Here is a 16,341-nt window from a genome sequence, read left to right on the forward strand (position 1 = left end):
GTTTCCGGGCAAGAAAAAGCCCTGGCTGGACGGGGGAGGCCAGCCAGGGCCGTATGCGGTGACGCCAGGAGGGAGGAAGGACGGTTCCGGTCCGCTCCGGCATCACGTATGTATGAACGATAAACCACCTTGCGGGCGGTCCGGAAACCGGAAGCGGGTCAAGTGACCTGTTTCACGCCCTCTGTCACAGTCGGCGGCCGGCCCGGGCTGACGATCTCCTCCAGCACCCTGAGCACCGCCTCGAACGCCCGCGCCCGCACCGCCGCCTCCCGGGCGCCGTCCGGATCCGTCGCCGTCAGGCTCCGGGCGCGTTCCCGCCAGGCCCGCTCCTCCTCGGCCGCCCGCTCCCGGCCGCGCCGGATGCGCCGCAACAGCTCGTCCGCGTCCACGACATCGGTCATGCCGCTCGGGTACCCGCCCGCTGCGCGGTGATGGCACCGGCACGCATCGTGTTTGACAGCGCCGCAGCGGGTCAGCCGAAAGGGGAGAGAGACCTGCATTCCGGGCACCGTTCAGGGAGGAAGGGATGCTCGACAAGCACCGGACCAGCTCCTCCGCGGCGTTGCGGGAACCGTGCCACCGGCTTCCGTGCCGACCCGCCGACGCCCGCAGAACGGTCCAGCGAGTGGTGGCCGAGGGCTGCCGGGCCCGCGCGCTGTCCTGCGGTGCGGAGGTCATGGAGGACGCCCTGCTGGTCACCTCGGAACTCACCACCAACGCCATCCTGCACGGCGGCGGCATCACCGGCTTCGACGTGGACGTCGACTCCGCCGGCGTACGGGTCTCCGTGAGCGACCGCAGCGACGAGCTGCCGGTGGCCACCGCGCCCGTCGACAAGCGCGGGCACACCCGGCCCGGCGGTCGCGGCTGGCCCATCGTGTGCCGGCTGGCCCGGGAGGTGCGGGTGGCGGAGCTGCCCTGCGGGGGCAAGCGCATCACTGCCGTCGTGCCGCTGCACTGAACCCGTGCGGGAAGTTCCGCCCCCGCGGTGTTTGCTCCCCGGAGCCGCGGGCAGGCGGAATTTCGTGCTTCGGACCGGAGGCGCGCGCCCAGCGGGACTTGTACGACCGTCCTGGGTCCCCTCCTGGCGGACCGGGCGGACCACCCGCGGCGAACCCTGAAACCCCCGTTCGGGCCAGGCCACGAACCCTCGTTCCGGCCGTGCGCCCTGAAACCACGTTCAGGAGCGATTCCGCATGCTGACAGACATGTCGACAAGCCGTCCCGGCGCACCGACCACGACCGCGGCCGCAGCGGCACCCGCACGGCGGCCCCATGACGACGCCCCCGAGACCGCGGAGCTGTTCGCCCGGCTGGCGGAACTGGACGACGGCCCCGAGCGGGACGCCATCCGCGACGAACTCGTCACCGCCTGGCTGCCCATGGCCCACCGGATCGCCGGGCGCTTCCGCGACCGGGGTGAGTCCGTCGAGGACCTGCGGCAGGTGGCCGCGCTCGGGCTGGTGAAGGCCATCGACCGGTTCGACCCGTCCCGCGGGGCCTTCGAGAGCTACGCGGTGCCGACCATCACCGGCGAGGTCAAGCGGCACTTCCGGGACCGGATGTGGGCCCTCAGGGTGCCCCGCCGGGTGCAGGAACTGCGCAACCGGGTGCGGGTGGCCCGCCGGGAACTCACCCAGAACCCCGGCAGCCCCGAACCGACCGTCGCCGCGATCGCAGCGCACACCGGCCTCAGCGAAGAGGACGTCACCGCGGGGATGGAGGCGCTGGAGAGCTTCAGCACCCTGTCCCTGGACGCCGAACTGGCCACCGGTGAGGACGGCTACAGCCTCGCCGACACCCTCGGCGCGGCCGACGCCTCGTACGACGTCGTGGTCGACCGCGAGGCGGCCAGGGAAGGGCTGCGCCGGCTGCCCGAGCGGGAGCGGGCCATCCTCTACATGCGCTTCTTCGAGGACATGACGCAAAGCCGCATCGCCGACCGGCTGGGCATCTCCCAGATGCACGTCTCCCGGCTGATCAGCCGCAGCTGCGCCCGCGTCCGCGAGGAAGCCCTGGGCCGCCGGGCCGGCGGGAGCGACCGGGGATGAGCAGGCGGACGACGCGGCGTCACCTCACCGGCCGGACTGCCCCCGCGGCGAGGCCCAGCGGCCGGGCCAGGCCCGAGACCGCCTCGTCCAGCCGCTGCAGATGGCGCAACACCCGGTCGGTCACCCGGCCGTAGCGCGGGGTCCGCAGCGTTCCCGGCTCCAGCATCGAGGCGATGCTGGAGCCGGTCTCCATCTCCGCCATGGCGCGTGGGTCGGCCACATGCGCGGCGATCGCCTCGATGTTGTGCACGATCCGCCCGCACGCCCCGCGCAGCCTCGGATCCGCCGCGATCGACGGATGCGTCGGCAGCAGCTCGGCCGTGGCCGCGAGCGAGCGCCCGTGGTAGGCGCACGTCTCCAGCAGCGCCACCACATAGCGGGCGGTGTCACGGCGTGAGCGCAGCGGGGTGATGGGATGGGTCAGCGGCTGGGTGGCCGCGCGCAGATCGGCCAGCGCCTGGTCCAGATCCCGCGCCTGCTCCACCAGATCGGCGCCGGCCCCGCCGCTCAACTGCTCGACGGCGGCCCGCGTGACCTCCGCCAGCCGGTTCAGGACCGTGACGAGAAGCTCGTTGGTACGGCGGTCGGTGTGGATCGGCAGCACCACCGCCGCCGCGATCACCCCGCAGGCCGCACCGAGCGCCGTCTCCTCCACCCGCAGCACCAGCACCGCCATGCTGTAGGTGTTCAGCAGCGTGTACAGCAGCCCCAGCATCGCCGTCACGAAGAACGACATCAGCGTGTACGACAGCGGAGCCGTGTAGAACATCGCGAAGATGAGGACCAGCACCAGCGCGAACGCCGTCCACGTGTGATGGCCGACCAGCCCGGCCAGGCCGATACCGGCCACCACGCCGAGCACCGTGCCCAGCAGCCGACGGTAGCCCTTCACCAGGATCTCGCCGGTGGAGGCCGTGTTGATGAACACGATCCAGCAGGTCAGCACCGCCCAGTACCAGCGCTGACTGGACAGCAGCTCACCACCCGCGATGGCCAGCGCGGAGCCGACGGCCACCTGGACCGCGGCCCGCGTCGTGGGCCGCCCGAGGCCGGTCGGCTCCGGCTCCTCCGCCTCCCGCTCCTCGCCCGCCTCGATCGCGGCGTCCTCCGCGTCCAGCTCCTCGCGCGAGCGCGTCGTCGCCGGGCTGTCGTCGGAGTCGTCCTGCGGCCCGTCCAGCGCCAGCCTGAGGCCCAGCGCGGCACGGGCTGCCTCGCCGAGCCCGCGGAAGACGTCCTGCACCGCGGGGGCGGCCTTGGGCAGGTTCTCCTCGTCGCGGTAGCCGAGCAGACGGTTGCGCACCTGGGCGAGCGCGGTGCCCCGGGCCTCGCCGAGCGGCCGCAGCATCAGCAGCCGCAGGGCCTGCAGGTCCCGGCGCAGCGCCGCCGTCGCCTCGTCCCGCACCGGCAGCTCACCGCCGGAGGGCAGCGCGGCACCCGGCAGATGCAGGGTGAGGGTGTCGGTGCGCTCGGCGCTGCGCGCGGTGAGCAGCAGCAGGCCGAGCCGCTCGGCGGCGATCTCGGCGTCGGCGACCCGGCGCTGCAGCAGCCGGGCCACCGCCGGGTCGGAGGTGCCGTCCTCCAGCCGCCCCTGGATCATCAGCGCCGTCTCGTGCAGCCGCGCGGTGGCCGTGCGCAGGTCGTCCAGGACCTTGTCCACGTCGTCGGGGCCGGCGTCCAGCAACTCGGCCTGCACGGAGATCAGCTGCGCGAGGCGGGCGCGGAACGCCCGCCGCAGCCGGTCCAGGGTGCCCGCCGGGGTCTGCGGCAGCAGCACGAACCGCGCGGCGGCGCTGCACGCGAACGCCACACAGATGATCCCGTACAGCGCGGGCAGCGCGGCGGTGGTCGCCCGCACGAACAGGGACAGGAAATACACCTGGAAGCCGATGAGGCCCAGCGCGGTGCCGCGGTCGCCGAACCGGCGGCCGTAGACCGCGCAGAAGATGAGGAGGACGAAGAACAGGTCCCCGACGACGACCCGTTGGTGCAGCAACGTCCCCAGTGACACCGAGGCCAGCGCCACCGGCAGTCCGAGCGCGAGCGTGAGGGCCTGCTGGGCGCGCTGCTTCTCCCGGATGGCGAAGGTCGCCACCATCGCGGCCATGGCACCCGCGACCAGCTGCGGCACCGGCACCCGCAGGGCGGCCAGGACGGCGAGGGTGAGCGCGATCGCGGCGACCGTGCGCAGCCCGGCGGTGAGTCTGAGCAGCCCGGGATCGGACGCCGCGAGCCGGTCCCACATCCGTACCCGCCCCGACCGTCCCGCTGTGCCCACGCCGCCGCGCTCTCTCCCGTGCCCGCACATGATCTCCGGTCCAGCATCGCACGACGGACCGAAACCGCTCGCGTTCCGGTGGCCGGTGCCCCGGCCACCGGAACGTGGGTCACGTCAGGGCATCACGGGCCCTCGACAGGCGTCCCCTCCACCCGGGCCCGTACCTGTTCCGGCGTCAGATACGCGTCGGTGAACTCGAAGTCCTTCAGGCGGGCGGCCTTGCGGGCCTGGAAGCCGGTGCGGACGAAATCGTCGCCGGCGACGGCGTTCAGCAGCCAGTTGGTCATCACCCGGGTCTTGGCGACATTGGTGCGCAGCGCCGACCAGTGGTAGCCGCGCGCCACCGCCTGCGCCGGCACGCCGCGCAGTTCGATGCCCAGCGGCTTGGACACCGCGTCCTTGCCGCCGAGGTCGACAACGAGGCCCAGGTCATGGTGCACGTACGGCTGCATCGGCTGACCCCGCAGCGTCGCGATGACATTGTCGGCGACCTTCTTGCCCTGGCGCATCGCGTGCTGCGCGGTGGGCGGGCAGACCGCGCCGTCGCCCTTCGCCAGGTCCGGCACGGCGGCCGAGTCGCCGAGCGAGAACACCCCGTCGTGGCCCGGCAGACACATCTCCGGCGTGACCGCCAGCCGGCCACGGACCGTCTCCGCGCCGAGCGTGGCCATCAGCGGGCTGGCGACCACCCCGGCCGTCCAGATCAGCGTGTGCGTCGGTACCACCCGGCCGTCGGTGAAGGTGACCTCCTCCGCCCCGGCCTTCTCGATCGACACGCCCAGCGACACCTCGATGCCGCGCCGCCCCAGGATCTCCTGGGCGCTGCGGCCGAGCTTGTCGCCCAGCTCCGGCATCAGCTTGGGCGCGATGTCGATCAGATGCCACTTGATCAGGCCGGGGTCCAGTCGCGGGTAGCGGGTGACGGCGGCGTGCGTCAGCCGTTGCAGACAGGCGGCGGTCTCGGTGCCCGCGTATCCGCCGCCGACCACCACGAACTGCAGCCGCGCCGCCCGCTCGGCCGGGTCGTCGCTGGCGTCCGCGAGGTCGAGCTGGGTGATGACGTGGTCGCGGATGTAGGCGGCCTCGGCGAGGGTCTTCATCCCGAAGGCGTGCTCGGTCAGCCCCGGGATGTCGAAGGTGCGGGTCACGCTGCCGGGTGCCAGCACGATGTAGTCGTACGGCTCGTTGACGATCTTGTCGGTGATGGTGCGGACGACACACACCTTCGCCTTCAGGTCCACCCCGATGGCGCCGCCCGGCAGGATGCGGGTGCGGTACTTCTTGCTGCGGCGCAGGCTGAGGGCGATCGACTGCGGCGTGAGCACCCCGGAGGCGACCTGGGGCAACAGCGGCAGATACAGCTGATACGAGAACGGCGTCACCAGGGTGACGTCGGCTTCGGCGGGAGCGAGCTTCCGTTCCAGGCGGCGGACGCACTCGACGCCGGCGAAGCCTGCGCCAACCACCAGGATCCTGGGTCGTGTCACGGTGTTCATCCCTTTCTGCGGCTCCAGGCGGTCCGAGTCGACGCCGTTCGCCTGCCCGGGACCGGTGCGCAGCACCTTCGATCCGACCGCGGCCCGAGCCGTTCCGCCAGCTGGGCGCGGCAGGCAGACGAACGCGTGGGCACCAGCATGCCCCCACTCCGGGTGGAGTAACCGGTTGTCGCACAGATACACGTCGTACACACGATGTGGTCACCAGGGGAGGAACACGTGGATGTCCTTGCCCTCCTCATGGACGACCACGCTGACCTGCGTGCACAGCGTGTGCACCAGGTGCCAGCCGATGCCGCCGCCACCGGTGCGCGGGTGGAAGGGCCGGGGCTCCGGCCTGGTCGTGCTCGTGTCGCGCATCGTCACGTGCACACCGTCGAAGGTGCGGCGCATCCGCAGCCCGAACGGCCCGGGCGCGTACTGGATGACGTTGGCGGCCAGTTCCGTCACCACCAGCAGGATGTCGTCCCAGTACTCGTGCGCGGTCGGCGGCGACTGCGTGGCGAGCGCGCACAGGAAATCCTCCGCGGCAAGCCGCGCCTCTGTGACGTTGCGCAGCTCACCCGCGAAGGAGAAGGTGCGCTCGTACCTGTCCTCCGAGGACGGTGTGTCGTCCCAACGCGGCTCCGTCGCCATCTCGCATTCCCCGGTCCCGGCCGGTCAGGGGCCCTCGCGAGCCCCCGGACCAGGACGGTCGTCGGTGCTGGTCTCCGTCTGTGCTTGCGGGTTCCCGCCCCCGCGCGGCCTATCCGTCACCCCGGCCCGCGGTCCCTACGGTCCACCCCCCTCAGCGGAAGACGTCGTCCGGCTCGTCCCAGTCCGCCGGCTCCTGCGGACCGCGCGCCGCCCGGGACCGCGCCAGGTACATCGCATCGATCTCGGCGGCGTAGTGCCGCACGATCGCGTCCCGGCGCAGCTTCATCGACGGCGTGAGCAGTCCGTTGTCCGCGGCGAACGGCTCCTGCAGGACACGGTAGACCCTGATCGACTCCGCACGGGAGACGGCGGCGTTCGCCGAGGCGACGGCCCGCGCGATCTCCTCCCGCAGCGCGTTCTCCTCGCGGCTCTCCCGGCCCGGACTGTCGCCCTGCAGCGCCAGGGCGGCCCGCCAGTCGGCGAGGAACTCCGGGTCCAGGGTGATCAGGGCGCCGACGCAGGGCCGGTCGTCGCCGATCACGACCGCCTGGTGGACGAGCGGATGCATGCGCAGCCGCTGCTCCAGCGGGGCCGGGGCGACGCTCTTGCCGCCGCTGGTGACGATGACGTCCTTCTTGCGCCCGGTGATCGTCAGATAGCCCTCGGAGTCCAGCCGCCCGATGTCCCCGGTGGCCAGCCAGCCGCCACGCAGCACGGCCCGCGTCGCCGCCTCGTCACCGACATAGCCCTGGAACACCGACGGCCCGCGCACCAGGATCTCCCCGTCGTCGGCCACCTGGACCTCGGTGCCCGGCAGCGGCCGGCCCACGGTCCCGGACTTCTCCCGGCCGAGCGGCTGCATGGTGATCCCGCCGGAGGCCTCGGTGAGGCCGTAGCCGTCGTGGATGAACACACCGATGCCCGCGTAGAACAGGCTGAGTTCGCGGCTGAGCGAGGAACCGCCGGAGGTACCGCGCAGCACCCGGCCGCCGAGTGCCGCACGCAGCCTGCGGTACACCGTCCGCTCGTACAGGGCGTGTTGCAGCCTGAGCTCGAACCCTGGACCCGGCCCCCTGCCCAGCCGGTGGCGTTCCTCCGCCGCGGCGAAGTCCCGGGCCGTCTGCGCGGCCCGCTCGAAGAGTGCACCCCGGCCCGCCTGCCCGGCGGTCCGCAGGAACTTCTTGTACAACTTCTCGAACATCGACGGTACGCCGTACAGGTACGTCGGCCGGAACGTGCTCAGCGCCGACGCCAGGGCCGCCTCGCTCAGCTCCGGCTCGTGCCCCATCAGGACGCCGCCGCGGACACACATGAGCATGATCATGATGCCGTAGACGTGCGAGAAGGGCAGGAAGGCCAGCACGGACGGCTGTTCGCCCGGCGGGGCCGCAGTGTGCGCCCAGCCGGCCAGCAGCGTGTCGCAGGGATAGGCGAGGCCGCGGTGGCTCAGCGCGCAGCCCTGGGGGCGGCCGGTGGTACCGGAGGTGTAGACGACCGCCGCCGTGGCGTCCGGCAGCACGATCCGGCGCAGCGACTCCACCGTGGTGTACGGCACGATCGCGCCCCGCTGGACGAGATCGGGCAGCGCGCCCGCGTCCAGCTGCCAGACGTGGCCCAGCCGGGGCAGCCCGGCACACACCGTGCCGACGGTCATGACGCCCTGCTCGTCCTCCACCACCACGGCCACACAGCCGGCGTCCCGCAGGATCCACTCGACCTGGTCGCGCGAGGCGGCCGGATGGATCGGCACGATCTCGGCGCCGACGGTCCACAGCGCATGGGCGAAGACGGTCCACTCGTAGCGGGTGCGGGACATCAGGGCCACCCGGTGGCCCGGTGAGATCCCGGCGGCGACCAGCCCCTTGGCCAGCTCGACCACCTCGTCCCGCAGCTCGACGGCGGTCACCTCCTGCCACACGGTGGCGGCGGGATCCGTGCGGTGCGCGAGCACCGGCAGCGTCGGACTGCGCTCCGCGGTGTCGAAGACGCTGTCGGCGAGGCCGCCGGTGAGCGGCGGGGCAACGGCGGGAGCGAGGGCGACGTCGCGCATGCGCTGCTCCTGGGTGTACTGAGGGTCACACCGCCGACCGGCTCTGTGTCGGCGGTGCTCGAATGTAGCCCAGCGGAACGCGTTCGGTGCGGGGAACGGAGAAGTCGTGATCGGCTGATGATGTGGCCGTGTCCTGGGGACTCGGCAGACATGAGTCATGTGAACCCCGATCCGGAACCAGAACGCACCACCGGGCTGGAGCCCGGGGGCTCGGTCCCGCCGGGCGAGACCCCGCCCGCCGAGAGCAGCCTGCCCGAGGCCGGCCCCCGGGAGCCGCACGTCCAGCGCAGAGGCTGGGCGAAGGCGCCGATGGCCCTGATCATCGTCCTCGTCGTCCTGATCGCGGCGGGCTTCCTGGGATACGCCCTCTCGCTCATCTTCTGAGCGGGGAGCTCAGCCCTGGGTGTGCCGTACGCACTCGGTGACGACATCCCGCAGGCTGCCGGTCCGCTCCAGCAGCCGGCGCTGCCGGCGGGCCCCGTTGCCGTGTCGCAGCAGCTCCGCCACACCCTGCTCGGCGCGCTCCGCGTCGCCGCAGGCGGTGAGCGCGTCCCCGGTGTGCTCCAGCAGGGAGCGCAGCACCTGCGGGGCGGTCACCGGCCGCATGGTCAGCGGGTCGAGCAGGTCCTCCTCCAGGCCGAACCGGGCGGCCTGCCAGTCGGCGAGCCTGAGCACGCTCACGCTGTGGCCGGGTGCAGGACGGCCGGCCCGCCAGTCCCGTGCGGCCGTCTCCACGAGTGCGCGGCTCAGCGTCGCGATCAGCGCGGCGGTCTCCGCGCTGAGACAGACGTCCGAGACGCGGATCTCCACGGTCGGATAGTGGGCGGACAGCCGCGCGTCGAAGTAGACCATCCCCACGTCGAGAATGGCGCCGGTGGCCACCATCTCCGTCACGCGCCGGTGATAGCGCTCGGCCGACTCGAAGAGCTCCGTCGGCCCCGCCGACGGCCAGCGGCTCCACACCTGGCTGCGATAGCTGGCGTAGCTGGTGTCCCTTCCCTGCCAGAACGGGGAGTTGGCGCTGACCGCGCGCAGCACCGGCAGCCAGGGGCGGATCCGGTCGAGAACCGCGACACCCTCCTCGTCGGACTCCACCGACACATGCACATGGCAGCCGCACACCAGCTGCTCCCAGGTGGGTATCCCGTACCGCTCGGCCAGCCACTGGTACCGCTCGTTGACGCTGAGGGAGGGACTGACCGGCAGGGGAGAGGTGGCCAGGGCGACGACCGCGCTGCCGATCTCGCCGGCGTGCCGGGCCGCCTCCTTGCGCCAGCGCACGATCTCCTCGCCGAGGGCCCCCATGTCCGCCTGCGGATGCGTGGCGAACTCCAGCATCTGCCGGAACAGCTCCTTCTCGAACACCTGCTGTCCGGGGTCGTCATGGGCGACATGGGCGAGGACGGCCGCCGCCAGCGCCTTCGGCTCGCCGGTGTCCGGGTCGACCAGAAGGAGTTCCTCCTCCACTCCGACGGTGCGCAACGTGGTGCCACCCTTCTGTCTCCATGCCACGAGGGGCAGTCGTGGGTCTGTACGACCCCGACTGCCCCTCGACGGGCCGCCGACACCTGCGCCTTTCAGCGCTCCGGTGTCAGCCAGACCGTGGCCAGCGGCGGGAGCGTGAGCCTCAGGAAGCCGTCGTCCGGCTTCAGCGGCCCCGCGTTGCCGACCCCGCTGCCGCCGTACCGGACGTCGTCGGTGTTCAGCGTCTCCTGCCACGCGCGGATCCCGTCCGGGACCCAGAGCCGGTAGTCCTGCCGCACCACCGGGGAGAAGTGCGACACCGCCAGCAGGGGGGAGCCGTCGGCGGCGAACCGCAGGAACGCGAAGACGTTGTCGTCCGCCGCGTCGCACAGCACCCACCGGAAGCCGCCCGGGTCGGTGTCCCGCTGCCACAGCGCCGGCGTCGCCCGGTACACGGTGTTCAGCTCCCGCACGAGATTCTGCACACCCCGGTGGTCGCCGGCCGAGTGGTAGTCGTCGTCCAGCAGCCACCACTCCGGGCCGTGCGCCTCGGACCACTCGGCTCCCTGAGCGAACTCCTGCCCCATGAACAGCAGCTGCTTACCGGGATGGGCCCACATGAAACCCAGGTAGGCGCGATGATCGGCCCGCCGCTGCCACCAGTCGCCCGGCATCTTCGACACCAGCGCCTGTTTGCCGTGCACGACCTCGTCGTGGGAGATCGGCAGGACGTAGTTCTCGCTGTAGGCGTACACCATCGAGAAGGTCATCTCGTTGTGGTGGTACTTGCGGTGCACCGGCTCCTTCTGGATGTACTGCAGCGAGTCGTGCATCCAGCCCATGTTCCACTTCAGCCCGAAGCCGAGCCCGCCGCTGTCCGTCGGCCGGGTCACCCCGTCCCAGGCCGTGGACTCCTCGGCGATGGTCACCACACCCGGGCAGCGCCGGTAGACGGTGGCGTTCATCTCCTGCAGGAAGGCCACCGCGTCCAGGTCCTCCCGCCCGCCGAACACGTTCGGCTCCCACTGGCCGGAGTCCCGCGAGTAGTCCAGGTAGAGCATCGAGGCGACGGCGTCCACGCGCAGCCCGTCGATATGGAACTCCTGGCACCAGTACACGGCGTTGGCGACCAGGAAGTTGCGGACCTCGGTGCGGCCGTAGTCGAACTCGTACGTCCCCCAGTCCGGATGCTCGGCGCGCGTCGCGTTCCCGGGTTCGTACAGCGGATCCCCGTCGAACCGGGCCAGCGCCCAGTCGTCCTTGGGGAAGTGCGCCGGCACCCAGTCCATGATCACGCCGATGCCGGCCCGGTGCAGCGCGTCCACCAGGTACTTGAAGTCGTCCGGAGAGCCGAGGCGGGGCGTCGGCGCGTAGTAGGAGGTGACCTGGTAGCCCCAGGAGCCGCTGAACGGATGCCCGGCGACCGGCATGAGCTCGACGTGGGTGAAGCCCATCTCCTGCACATAGGCGGGCAGTTCTTCGGCCAGTTGACGGTACGTCGATCCGGGTCGCCAGGAGGGGAGGTGGACCTCGTAGACGGAGAACGGCGCCTGGTGCACGGGCGTGTCGCCCCGGTGGGCCATCCACTCCGCGTCGCCCCACTCGTACCGCGACACAGCGACGACCGACGCCGTGTCGGGCGGCACCTCCGTGCGCCGCGCCATCGGGTCGGCCTTCAGGAAACGGTGGCCGTAGCGCGAGGTGATCTCGAACTTGTACCGGTCGCCCTCGCCGATCCCGGGCAGGAACAGCTCCCAGACCCCGGACGCGCCCAGCGACCGCATCGGGTACTGCGTGCCGTCCCAGTACGTGAAGTCACCGGCCACCCGCACGCCCTGGGCGTTGGGCGCCCACACGGTGAAGCGGGTGCCCGTCACCCCCTCGTGCGTCATCGGCTCGGCGCCGAGCGCCTGCCACAGCTGCTCGTGCCGGCCCTCCCGGATCAGATGCAGATCCAGCTCACCGAGAGCGGGCAGGAACCGGTACGGATCGTGCACCTCCTGCTCGACCTCGTCGTACGCCACCAGCAGCGTGTACGCCGGGATCTGCGGGTACGGCAGCACGGCCGCGAAGAGACCGTCGCCCTCCGACCGGAGGGCGCCGCGCACCCCGTCGACCACGACGCTCACCGAGCGCGCGTTCGGGCGCAGCGCCCGGAACAGGACGCCGCCCGGGACCGGGTGGGCGCCCAGCAGGGCGTGCGGATCGTGGTGGGCGCCGCCGAGCAGCCGGGCCCGGTCGGCGGGGTCGAGCGGGAGGGCCACGAGCGGCTGGGGGCCGGCCGCCTCGGGGAGCGCGGTGTCGCGCAGGGCCATGGTCAGCCTCCCCACACGGCGAGCCGCTTGATCGCCGCCATCGGTACCGGCAGCCAGTCCGGCCGATGTCTCGCCTCGTACAGCACCTCGTACACCGCCCTGTCCGTCTCGTGCGCGCGCAGCAGCGCGTGCTTCTTCCGTGGATCCCAGCCCGCCCGGGCCGCGTAGCCCGCGCAGAACGCCTCCCGGCAGCGGCGCGCCCACTCGGGTCGCCAGGGGCGGCGCTGCCGGGCCGCGTAGTCGAAGGAACGCAGCATCCCCGCCACATCCCGTACCGGGGAGTGCGGGGCGCACCGCTCGGCGAGCGGCCGGGACGGCTCGCCCTCGAAATCGATGACGAACCAGTCGCGGCCGGCCCGCAGCACCTGCCCGAGGTGCATGTCGCCGTGGATGCGCTGGGCGGGCGGGCCGGTGTCGCAGGTGGCGAGGGCCCCGAACGCGGCCCGCAGCCCCGGCACGAACGGCCTGAGCCCCGGTACGGCGTGCGCCGCCGCGTCCAGCCGTGCGCACATCGCCTGTGCCGTACGGCCGTTCTCGCCGGGCCCGGCCGGACCGAACGCCTCGGCCAGCGCGAGGTGCACCTCGGCCATGGCCCGGCCCAGCTCATGGGCCTCGGCGGTGAAGTCGTCGCCCGCGGCGAGCGCGCGCAGCGCCAGCGTCCAGCCGTCGGAGGCGTCCGGCAGGAACGGCTGCAGCACGCCCAGGGTGGCCGGCTGCGGCGCGGTCGTCCCGAACCAGGCCACCGGCGCGGGTACCCGGGTGCAGCCCTGCGCGGCCAGTGCGGCCGTGACCTCCAGGTCCGGGTTGACGCCCGGCTGGATCCGGCGGAAGACCTTCAGGATGTACGCGTCGCCGTACACGATCGACGAGTTGGACTGCTCGGCGTCCAGCAGGCGCGGCGGCAGCCCGCCGGGCACCTCGGCGCCCGGGGCCGCCCCGAACCGCAGCGGGCCGGCCGCGCCGGGCTGCCGCAGCCGCTCCAGCAGCAGATGCGCCGAACGTGGATCGTGCAGCGCGTCGTACACCGCGAGCCCGGTGAACGGGCCCTGTTCGGCCCGCCCGATGTACGCCCGCTCCAGTCGGGGGGCGAGATGTTCGCGCAGGCCGAGCAGCAGTTGGTAGCAGTCGCCGGGCGGGGGAGTGCCGCCCGGGGTGGGCACGGGCGCGTGCGAGGCGTGCACCAGCAGGTGCAGACACCCCGGGAACAGCTCGGTCACGGACAGCACCGACAGATCGGCGACGGGCCGGTCCTTGCCCGCGAACCAGCGTTGCCTCGGCAGCCATTGCCGCAGCAGCCCGCCAAGCGACACCAGGGGCCCGTCGAGGCCGGCCGCGCTTCTCGGTCGTGCGGTGATGGTCTTCGGCATGACGCGTCCTTTCCTCGGCGCCGGGCGTTCAGCGACGGCGGCCGATGCGGGATGCGACTCGGGTGAGCCGGAACCAGTAGAAGCCGTGGCCTTGCAGGGTCAGCAGGTAGGGAAGTTCACCGATGGCGGGGAAGCGCACCCCGCCGATCAGCTCGACGGGGTGCCGTCCGTCGTACGCCCTGAGGTCGAGCTCGGTGGGCTGTGCGAAGCGGGAGAAGTTGTGGACGCACAGCACCAGGTCGTCCTCGTACTCGCGGAGGAAGGCGAGGACGGCCGGGTTGGAGGACTGCAGCTCGTTGTAGGACCCCAGTCCGAAGGCGGGGTTCTGCTTGCGGATCTCGATCATGCGGCGGGTCCAGTGCAGCAGCGACGACGGCGAGGACATCGACGCCTCGACGTTGGTGACCTGGTAGCCGTAGACCGGGTCCATGATCGTGGGCAGGAACAGGCGTCCCGGGTCGCACGTCGAGAAGCCCGCGTTGCGGTCGGGGGTCCACTGCATGGGGGTGCGCACGGCGTCGCGGTCGCCGAGCCAGATGTTGTCGCCCATGCCGATCTCGTCGCCGTAGTACAGGATCGGCGAGCCGGGCAGGGAGAGCAGCAGCGCGGTGAACAGCTCGATCTGGTTGCGGTCGTTGTCGAGCAGGGGCGCAAGGCGCCGCCGGATGCCGATGTTGGCGCGCATCCGCGGGTCCTTGGCGTACTCGGCCCACATGTAGTCGCGCTCTTCGTCGGTGACCATTTCGAGGGTCAGTTCGTCGTGGTTGCGCAGGAAGATGCCCCACTGGCAGCCGGAGGGGATCGCGGGGGTCTTGGCCAGGATCTCGGAGACGGGGTAGCGGGATTCCCGCCGTACGGCCATGAAGATGCGCGGCATCACCGGGAAGTGGAACGCCATGTGACACTCGTCGCCGCCGGAGCCGTAGTCGCCGAAGTAGTCGACGACGTCCTCCGGCCACTGGTTGGCCTCCGCCAGCAGCACGGTGTCCGGGTACATCGCGTCGATCTCCTTGCGCACCCGCTTCAGGAACGCGTGGGTCGCCGGCAGGTTCTCGCAGTTGGTGCCCTCCTCCGCGTACAGGTACGGCACCGCGTCCAGCCGGAACCCGTCGATGCCGAGGTCCAGCCAGAAGCGCAGCGCCGCCAGGATCTCCTCCTGCACCGCCGGGTTCTCGTAGTTGAGATCCGGCTGGTGCGAGAAGAAGCGGTGGAAGTAGTACTGGCCGCGCGCGGGGTCGAAGGACCAGTTGGAGGCCTCGGTGTCGACGAAGATGATCCGGGCGTCCTCGTACTGCTTGTCGTCGTCGGCCCACATGTAATAGTCCCCGTACGGACCGTCGGGGTTCGTGCGGGACTCCTGGAACCACGGGTGCTGGTCGCTGGTGTGGTTCATGACGAAGTCGATGATGACGCGCATGCCGCGCTGGTGGGCGGCGTCCACGAACTCCACGAAGTCGGCGAGGTCACCGAACTCGGGGAGTACCGCGGTGTAGTCGGAGACGTCGTAGCCCCCGTCCCGGAGCGGGGACTTGAAGAACGGCGGCAGCCACAGACAGTCGACCCCCAGCCACTGCAGATAGTCGAGCTTGGCGGTCAGGCCCTTCAGGTCGCCGACGCCGTCGCCGTTGCTGTCCTGGAAGGAACGGACCAGGACCTCGTAGAAGACCGCGCGCTTGAACCACTCCGGGTCCCGGTCCTTGGCAGGAGTGTCCTCAAAGGTGTCCAGTACGGGTTCGTTGACGGTCATGACGCTGAGGACCCTCCGATCCGGGGCGTCGCCCGCCCGACGTGGAGCACGTGCGCCGGCGCGCTGCCGGGCGTCAGACGCACGAAGTTGGTCCTGCCCCAGTGGTACGTCTCACCCGTCAGTTCGTCGTGCACGGACAGAGCGGCGTTCCAGTCCAGGCCGAGTTGCGGCATGTCCAACGAGACCGTGGCCTCCTGGGTGTGCTGCGGGTCGAGATTGACGACCACGATGACCGTGTCCGTTCCCGTGCTCTTGCTGTAGGCGAGCACGGCGTCGTTGTCGGTCCGGTGGAAACGGAGGTTCCGCAGGCGCTGGAGCGCGGGGTGCTGCCGGCGGATGGTGTTGAGCTTGGTGATCAGCGGTGCGATGGTGCGGCCCTCGCGTGCGGCGGCCTCCCAGTCACGCGGCCTGAGCTGGTACTTCTCCGAGTCCAGGTACTCCTCGCTGCCCTCCCTGAGCGGGGTGTTCTCACACAGCTCGTAGCCGCTGTAGATGCCCCAGGCGGGGGAGAGGGTCGCGGCGAGCACGGCCCGCACCTCGAACGCCGGCCGCCCGCCGTGCTGGAGGTAGGCGTGCAGGATGTCCGGGGTGTTGGCGAAGAAGTTCGGCCGCATGTAGGCCGCCGCCTCCCCCGACAACTCACCGAGATACTCGGTGAGTTCCTGCTTGCTGTTGCGCCAGGTGAAGTACGTGTACGACTGCTGGAAACCGATCTGGGCGAGGGTGTGCATCATCGCCGGACGCGTGAACGCCTCGGCCAGGAAGATCACGTCCGGGTCCTTGTGATTGACCTCGGCGATGACCCGCTCCCAGAACACGACCGGCTTGGTGTGCGGGTTGTCCATACGGAAGATCCGCACACCATGACCCATCCAGTGCCGCAGGATCCGTACCGTCTCGGCGACCAGACCGTCCATGTCCGCGTCGAAGGCCACCGGAT

Annotated in this window: 13 protein-coding genes; 3 read left to right on the plus strand and 10 right to left on the minus strand. The window is 71.4% G+C overall.

The window, feature by feature from the left end; translation table 11 throughout:
- Positions 1-158 precede the first annotated feature (158 nt).
- Positions 159-401 carry a hypothetical protein gene (locus tag ACZ41I_RS07405; protein ID WP_399762478.1) on the minus strand — a complete coding sequence of 81 codons (243 nt, stop codon included), beginning with the start codon at positions 399-401 and terminating at the stop codon, positions 159-161.
- Between the two features lie 125 nt (positions 402-526).
- Between ACZ41I_RS07405 and ACZ41I_RS07410 the strand changes: the two genes are divergently transcribed.
- Both ACZ41I_RS07410 and ACZ41I_RS07415 read left to right on the plus strand, forming a co-directional pair.
- Positions 527-961 (plus strand): ATP-binding protein, encoded by a 435-nt coding sequence (locus ACZ41I_RS07410; RefSeq protein ID WP_468318310.1) that lies wholly within the window; start codon positions 527-529, stop codon positions 959-961.
- A 235-nt stretch (positions 962-1,196) separates the two neighbouring features.
- Positions 1,197-2,051 carry a SigB/SigF/SigG family RNA polymerase sigma factor gene (locus ACZ41I_RS07415; RefSeq protein ID WP_399762476.1) on the plus strand — a complete coding sequence of 285 codons (855 nt, stop codon included), beginning with the start codon at positions 1,197-1,199 and terminating at the stop codon, positions 2,049-2,051.
- Positions 2,052-2,070: 19 nt separating this feature from the next.
- Here the strand turns inward: ACZ41I_RS07415 and ACZ41I_RS07420 are convergent, their stop codons facing one another.
- The 4 genes from ACZ41I_RS07420 to ACZ41I_RS07435 all read right to left on the minus strand — a co-directional run bounded on the left by ACZ41I_RS07420 (position 2,071) and on the right by ACZ41I_RS07435 (position 8,508).
- Entirely contained in the window at positions 2,071-4,293 is a 2,223-nt protein-coding gene (locus tag ACZ41I_RS07420) for an FUSC family protein (RefSeq protein WP_468513442.1), read from the minus strand.
- 155 nt (positions 4,294-4,448) lie between these two features.
- Positions 4,449-5,822 carry an NAD(P)/FAD-dependent oxidoreductase gene (locus ACZ41I_RS07425; protein WP_468513417.1) on the minus strand — a complete coding sequence of 458 codons (1,374 nt, stop codon included), beginning with the start codon at positions 5,820-5,822 and terminating at the stop codon, positions 4,449-4,451.
- A gap of 201 nt (positions 5,823-6,023) precedes the next feature.
- Entirely contained in the window at positions 6,024-6,458 is a 435-nt protein-coding gene (locus ACZ41I_RS07430) for an ATP-binding protein (protein WP_363218675.1), read from the minus strand.
- 151 nt (positions 6,459-6,609) lie between these two features.
- Positions 6,610-8,508: an AMP-dependent synthetase/ligase gene (locus tag ACZ41I_RS07435; protein ID WP_468513418.1), complete on the minus strand. Its 1,899-nt coding sequence runs from the start codon at positions 8,506-8,508 to the stop codon at positions 6,610-6,612.
- Between the two features lie 150 nt (positions 8,509-8,658).
- On the opposite strand from ACZ41I_RS07435, the gene ACZ41I_RS07440 reads away from it, so the two are divergent.
- Entirely contained in the window at positions 8,659-8,892 is a 234-nt protein-coding gene (locus ACZ41I_RS07440; protein ID WP_363218677.1) for a DUF6480 family protein, read from the plus strand.
- Between the two features lie 9 nt (positions 8,893-8,901).
- On the opposite strand, the gene ACZ41I_RS07445 is transcribed toward ACZ41I_RS07440, so the two are convergent.
- From ACZ41I_RS07445 to ACZ41I_RS07465, 5 genes are all read right to left on the minus strand, one after another.
- On the minus strand, positions 8,902-9,990 hold the full coding sequence (locus ACZ41I_RS07445) for a glutamate--cysteine ligase (protein ID WP_399762472.1): 1,089 nt from the start codon (positions 9,988-9,990) through the stop codon (positions 8,902-8,904).
- 95 nt (positions 9,991-10,085) lie between these two features.
- Entirely contained in the window at positions 10,086-12,287 is a 2,202-nt protein-coding gene (gene glgB / locus ACZ41I_RS07450) for a 1,4-alpha-glucan branching enzyme (protein WP_399762470.1), read from the minus strand.
- A gap of 2 nt (positions 12,288-12,289) precedes the next feature.
- The gene (locus ACZ41I_RS07455) at positions 12,290-13,654 is read right to left on the minus strand and encodes a maltokinase N-terminal cap-like domain-containing protein (protein ID WP_363220961.1); all 1,365 of its coding nucleotides are present in this window, start codon (positions 13,652-13,654) and stop codon (positions 12,290-12,292) included.
- 28 nt (positions 13,655-13,682) lie between these two features.
- Positions 13,683-15,401, minus strand: a complete 1,719-nt coding sequence (gene treS / locus ACZ41I_RS07460) for a maltose alpha-D-glucosyltransferase (protein ID WP_468513419.1) — start codon at positions 15,399-15,401, stop codon at positions 13,683-13,685.
- Positions 15,398-16,341 (minus strand): alpha-amylase family glycosyl hydrolase (locus tag ACZ41I_RS07465; RefSeq protein WP_468513420.1); only part of this gene is annotated, 944 nt, incomplete at its 5' end. The genes treS and ACZ41I_RS07465, both read right to left, overlap by 4 nt.

The organism is Streptomyces sp. NPDC030799 (genome assembly GCF_055572255.1).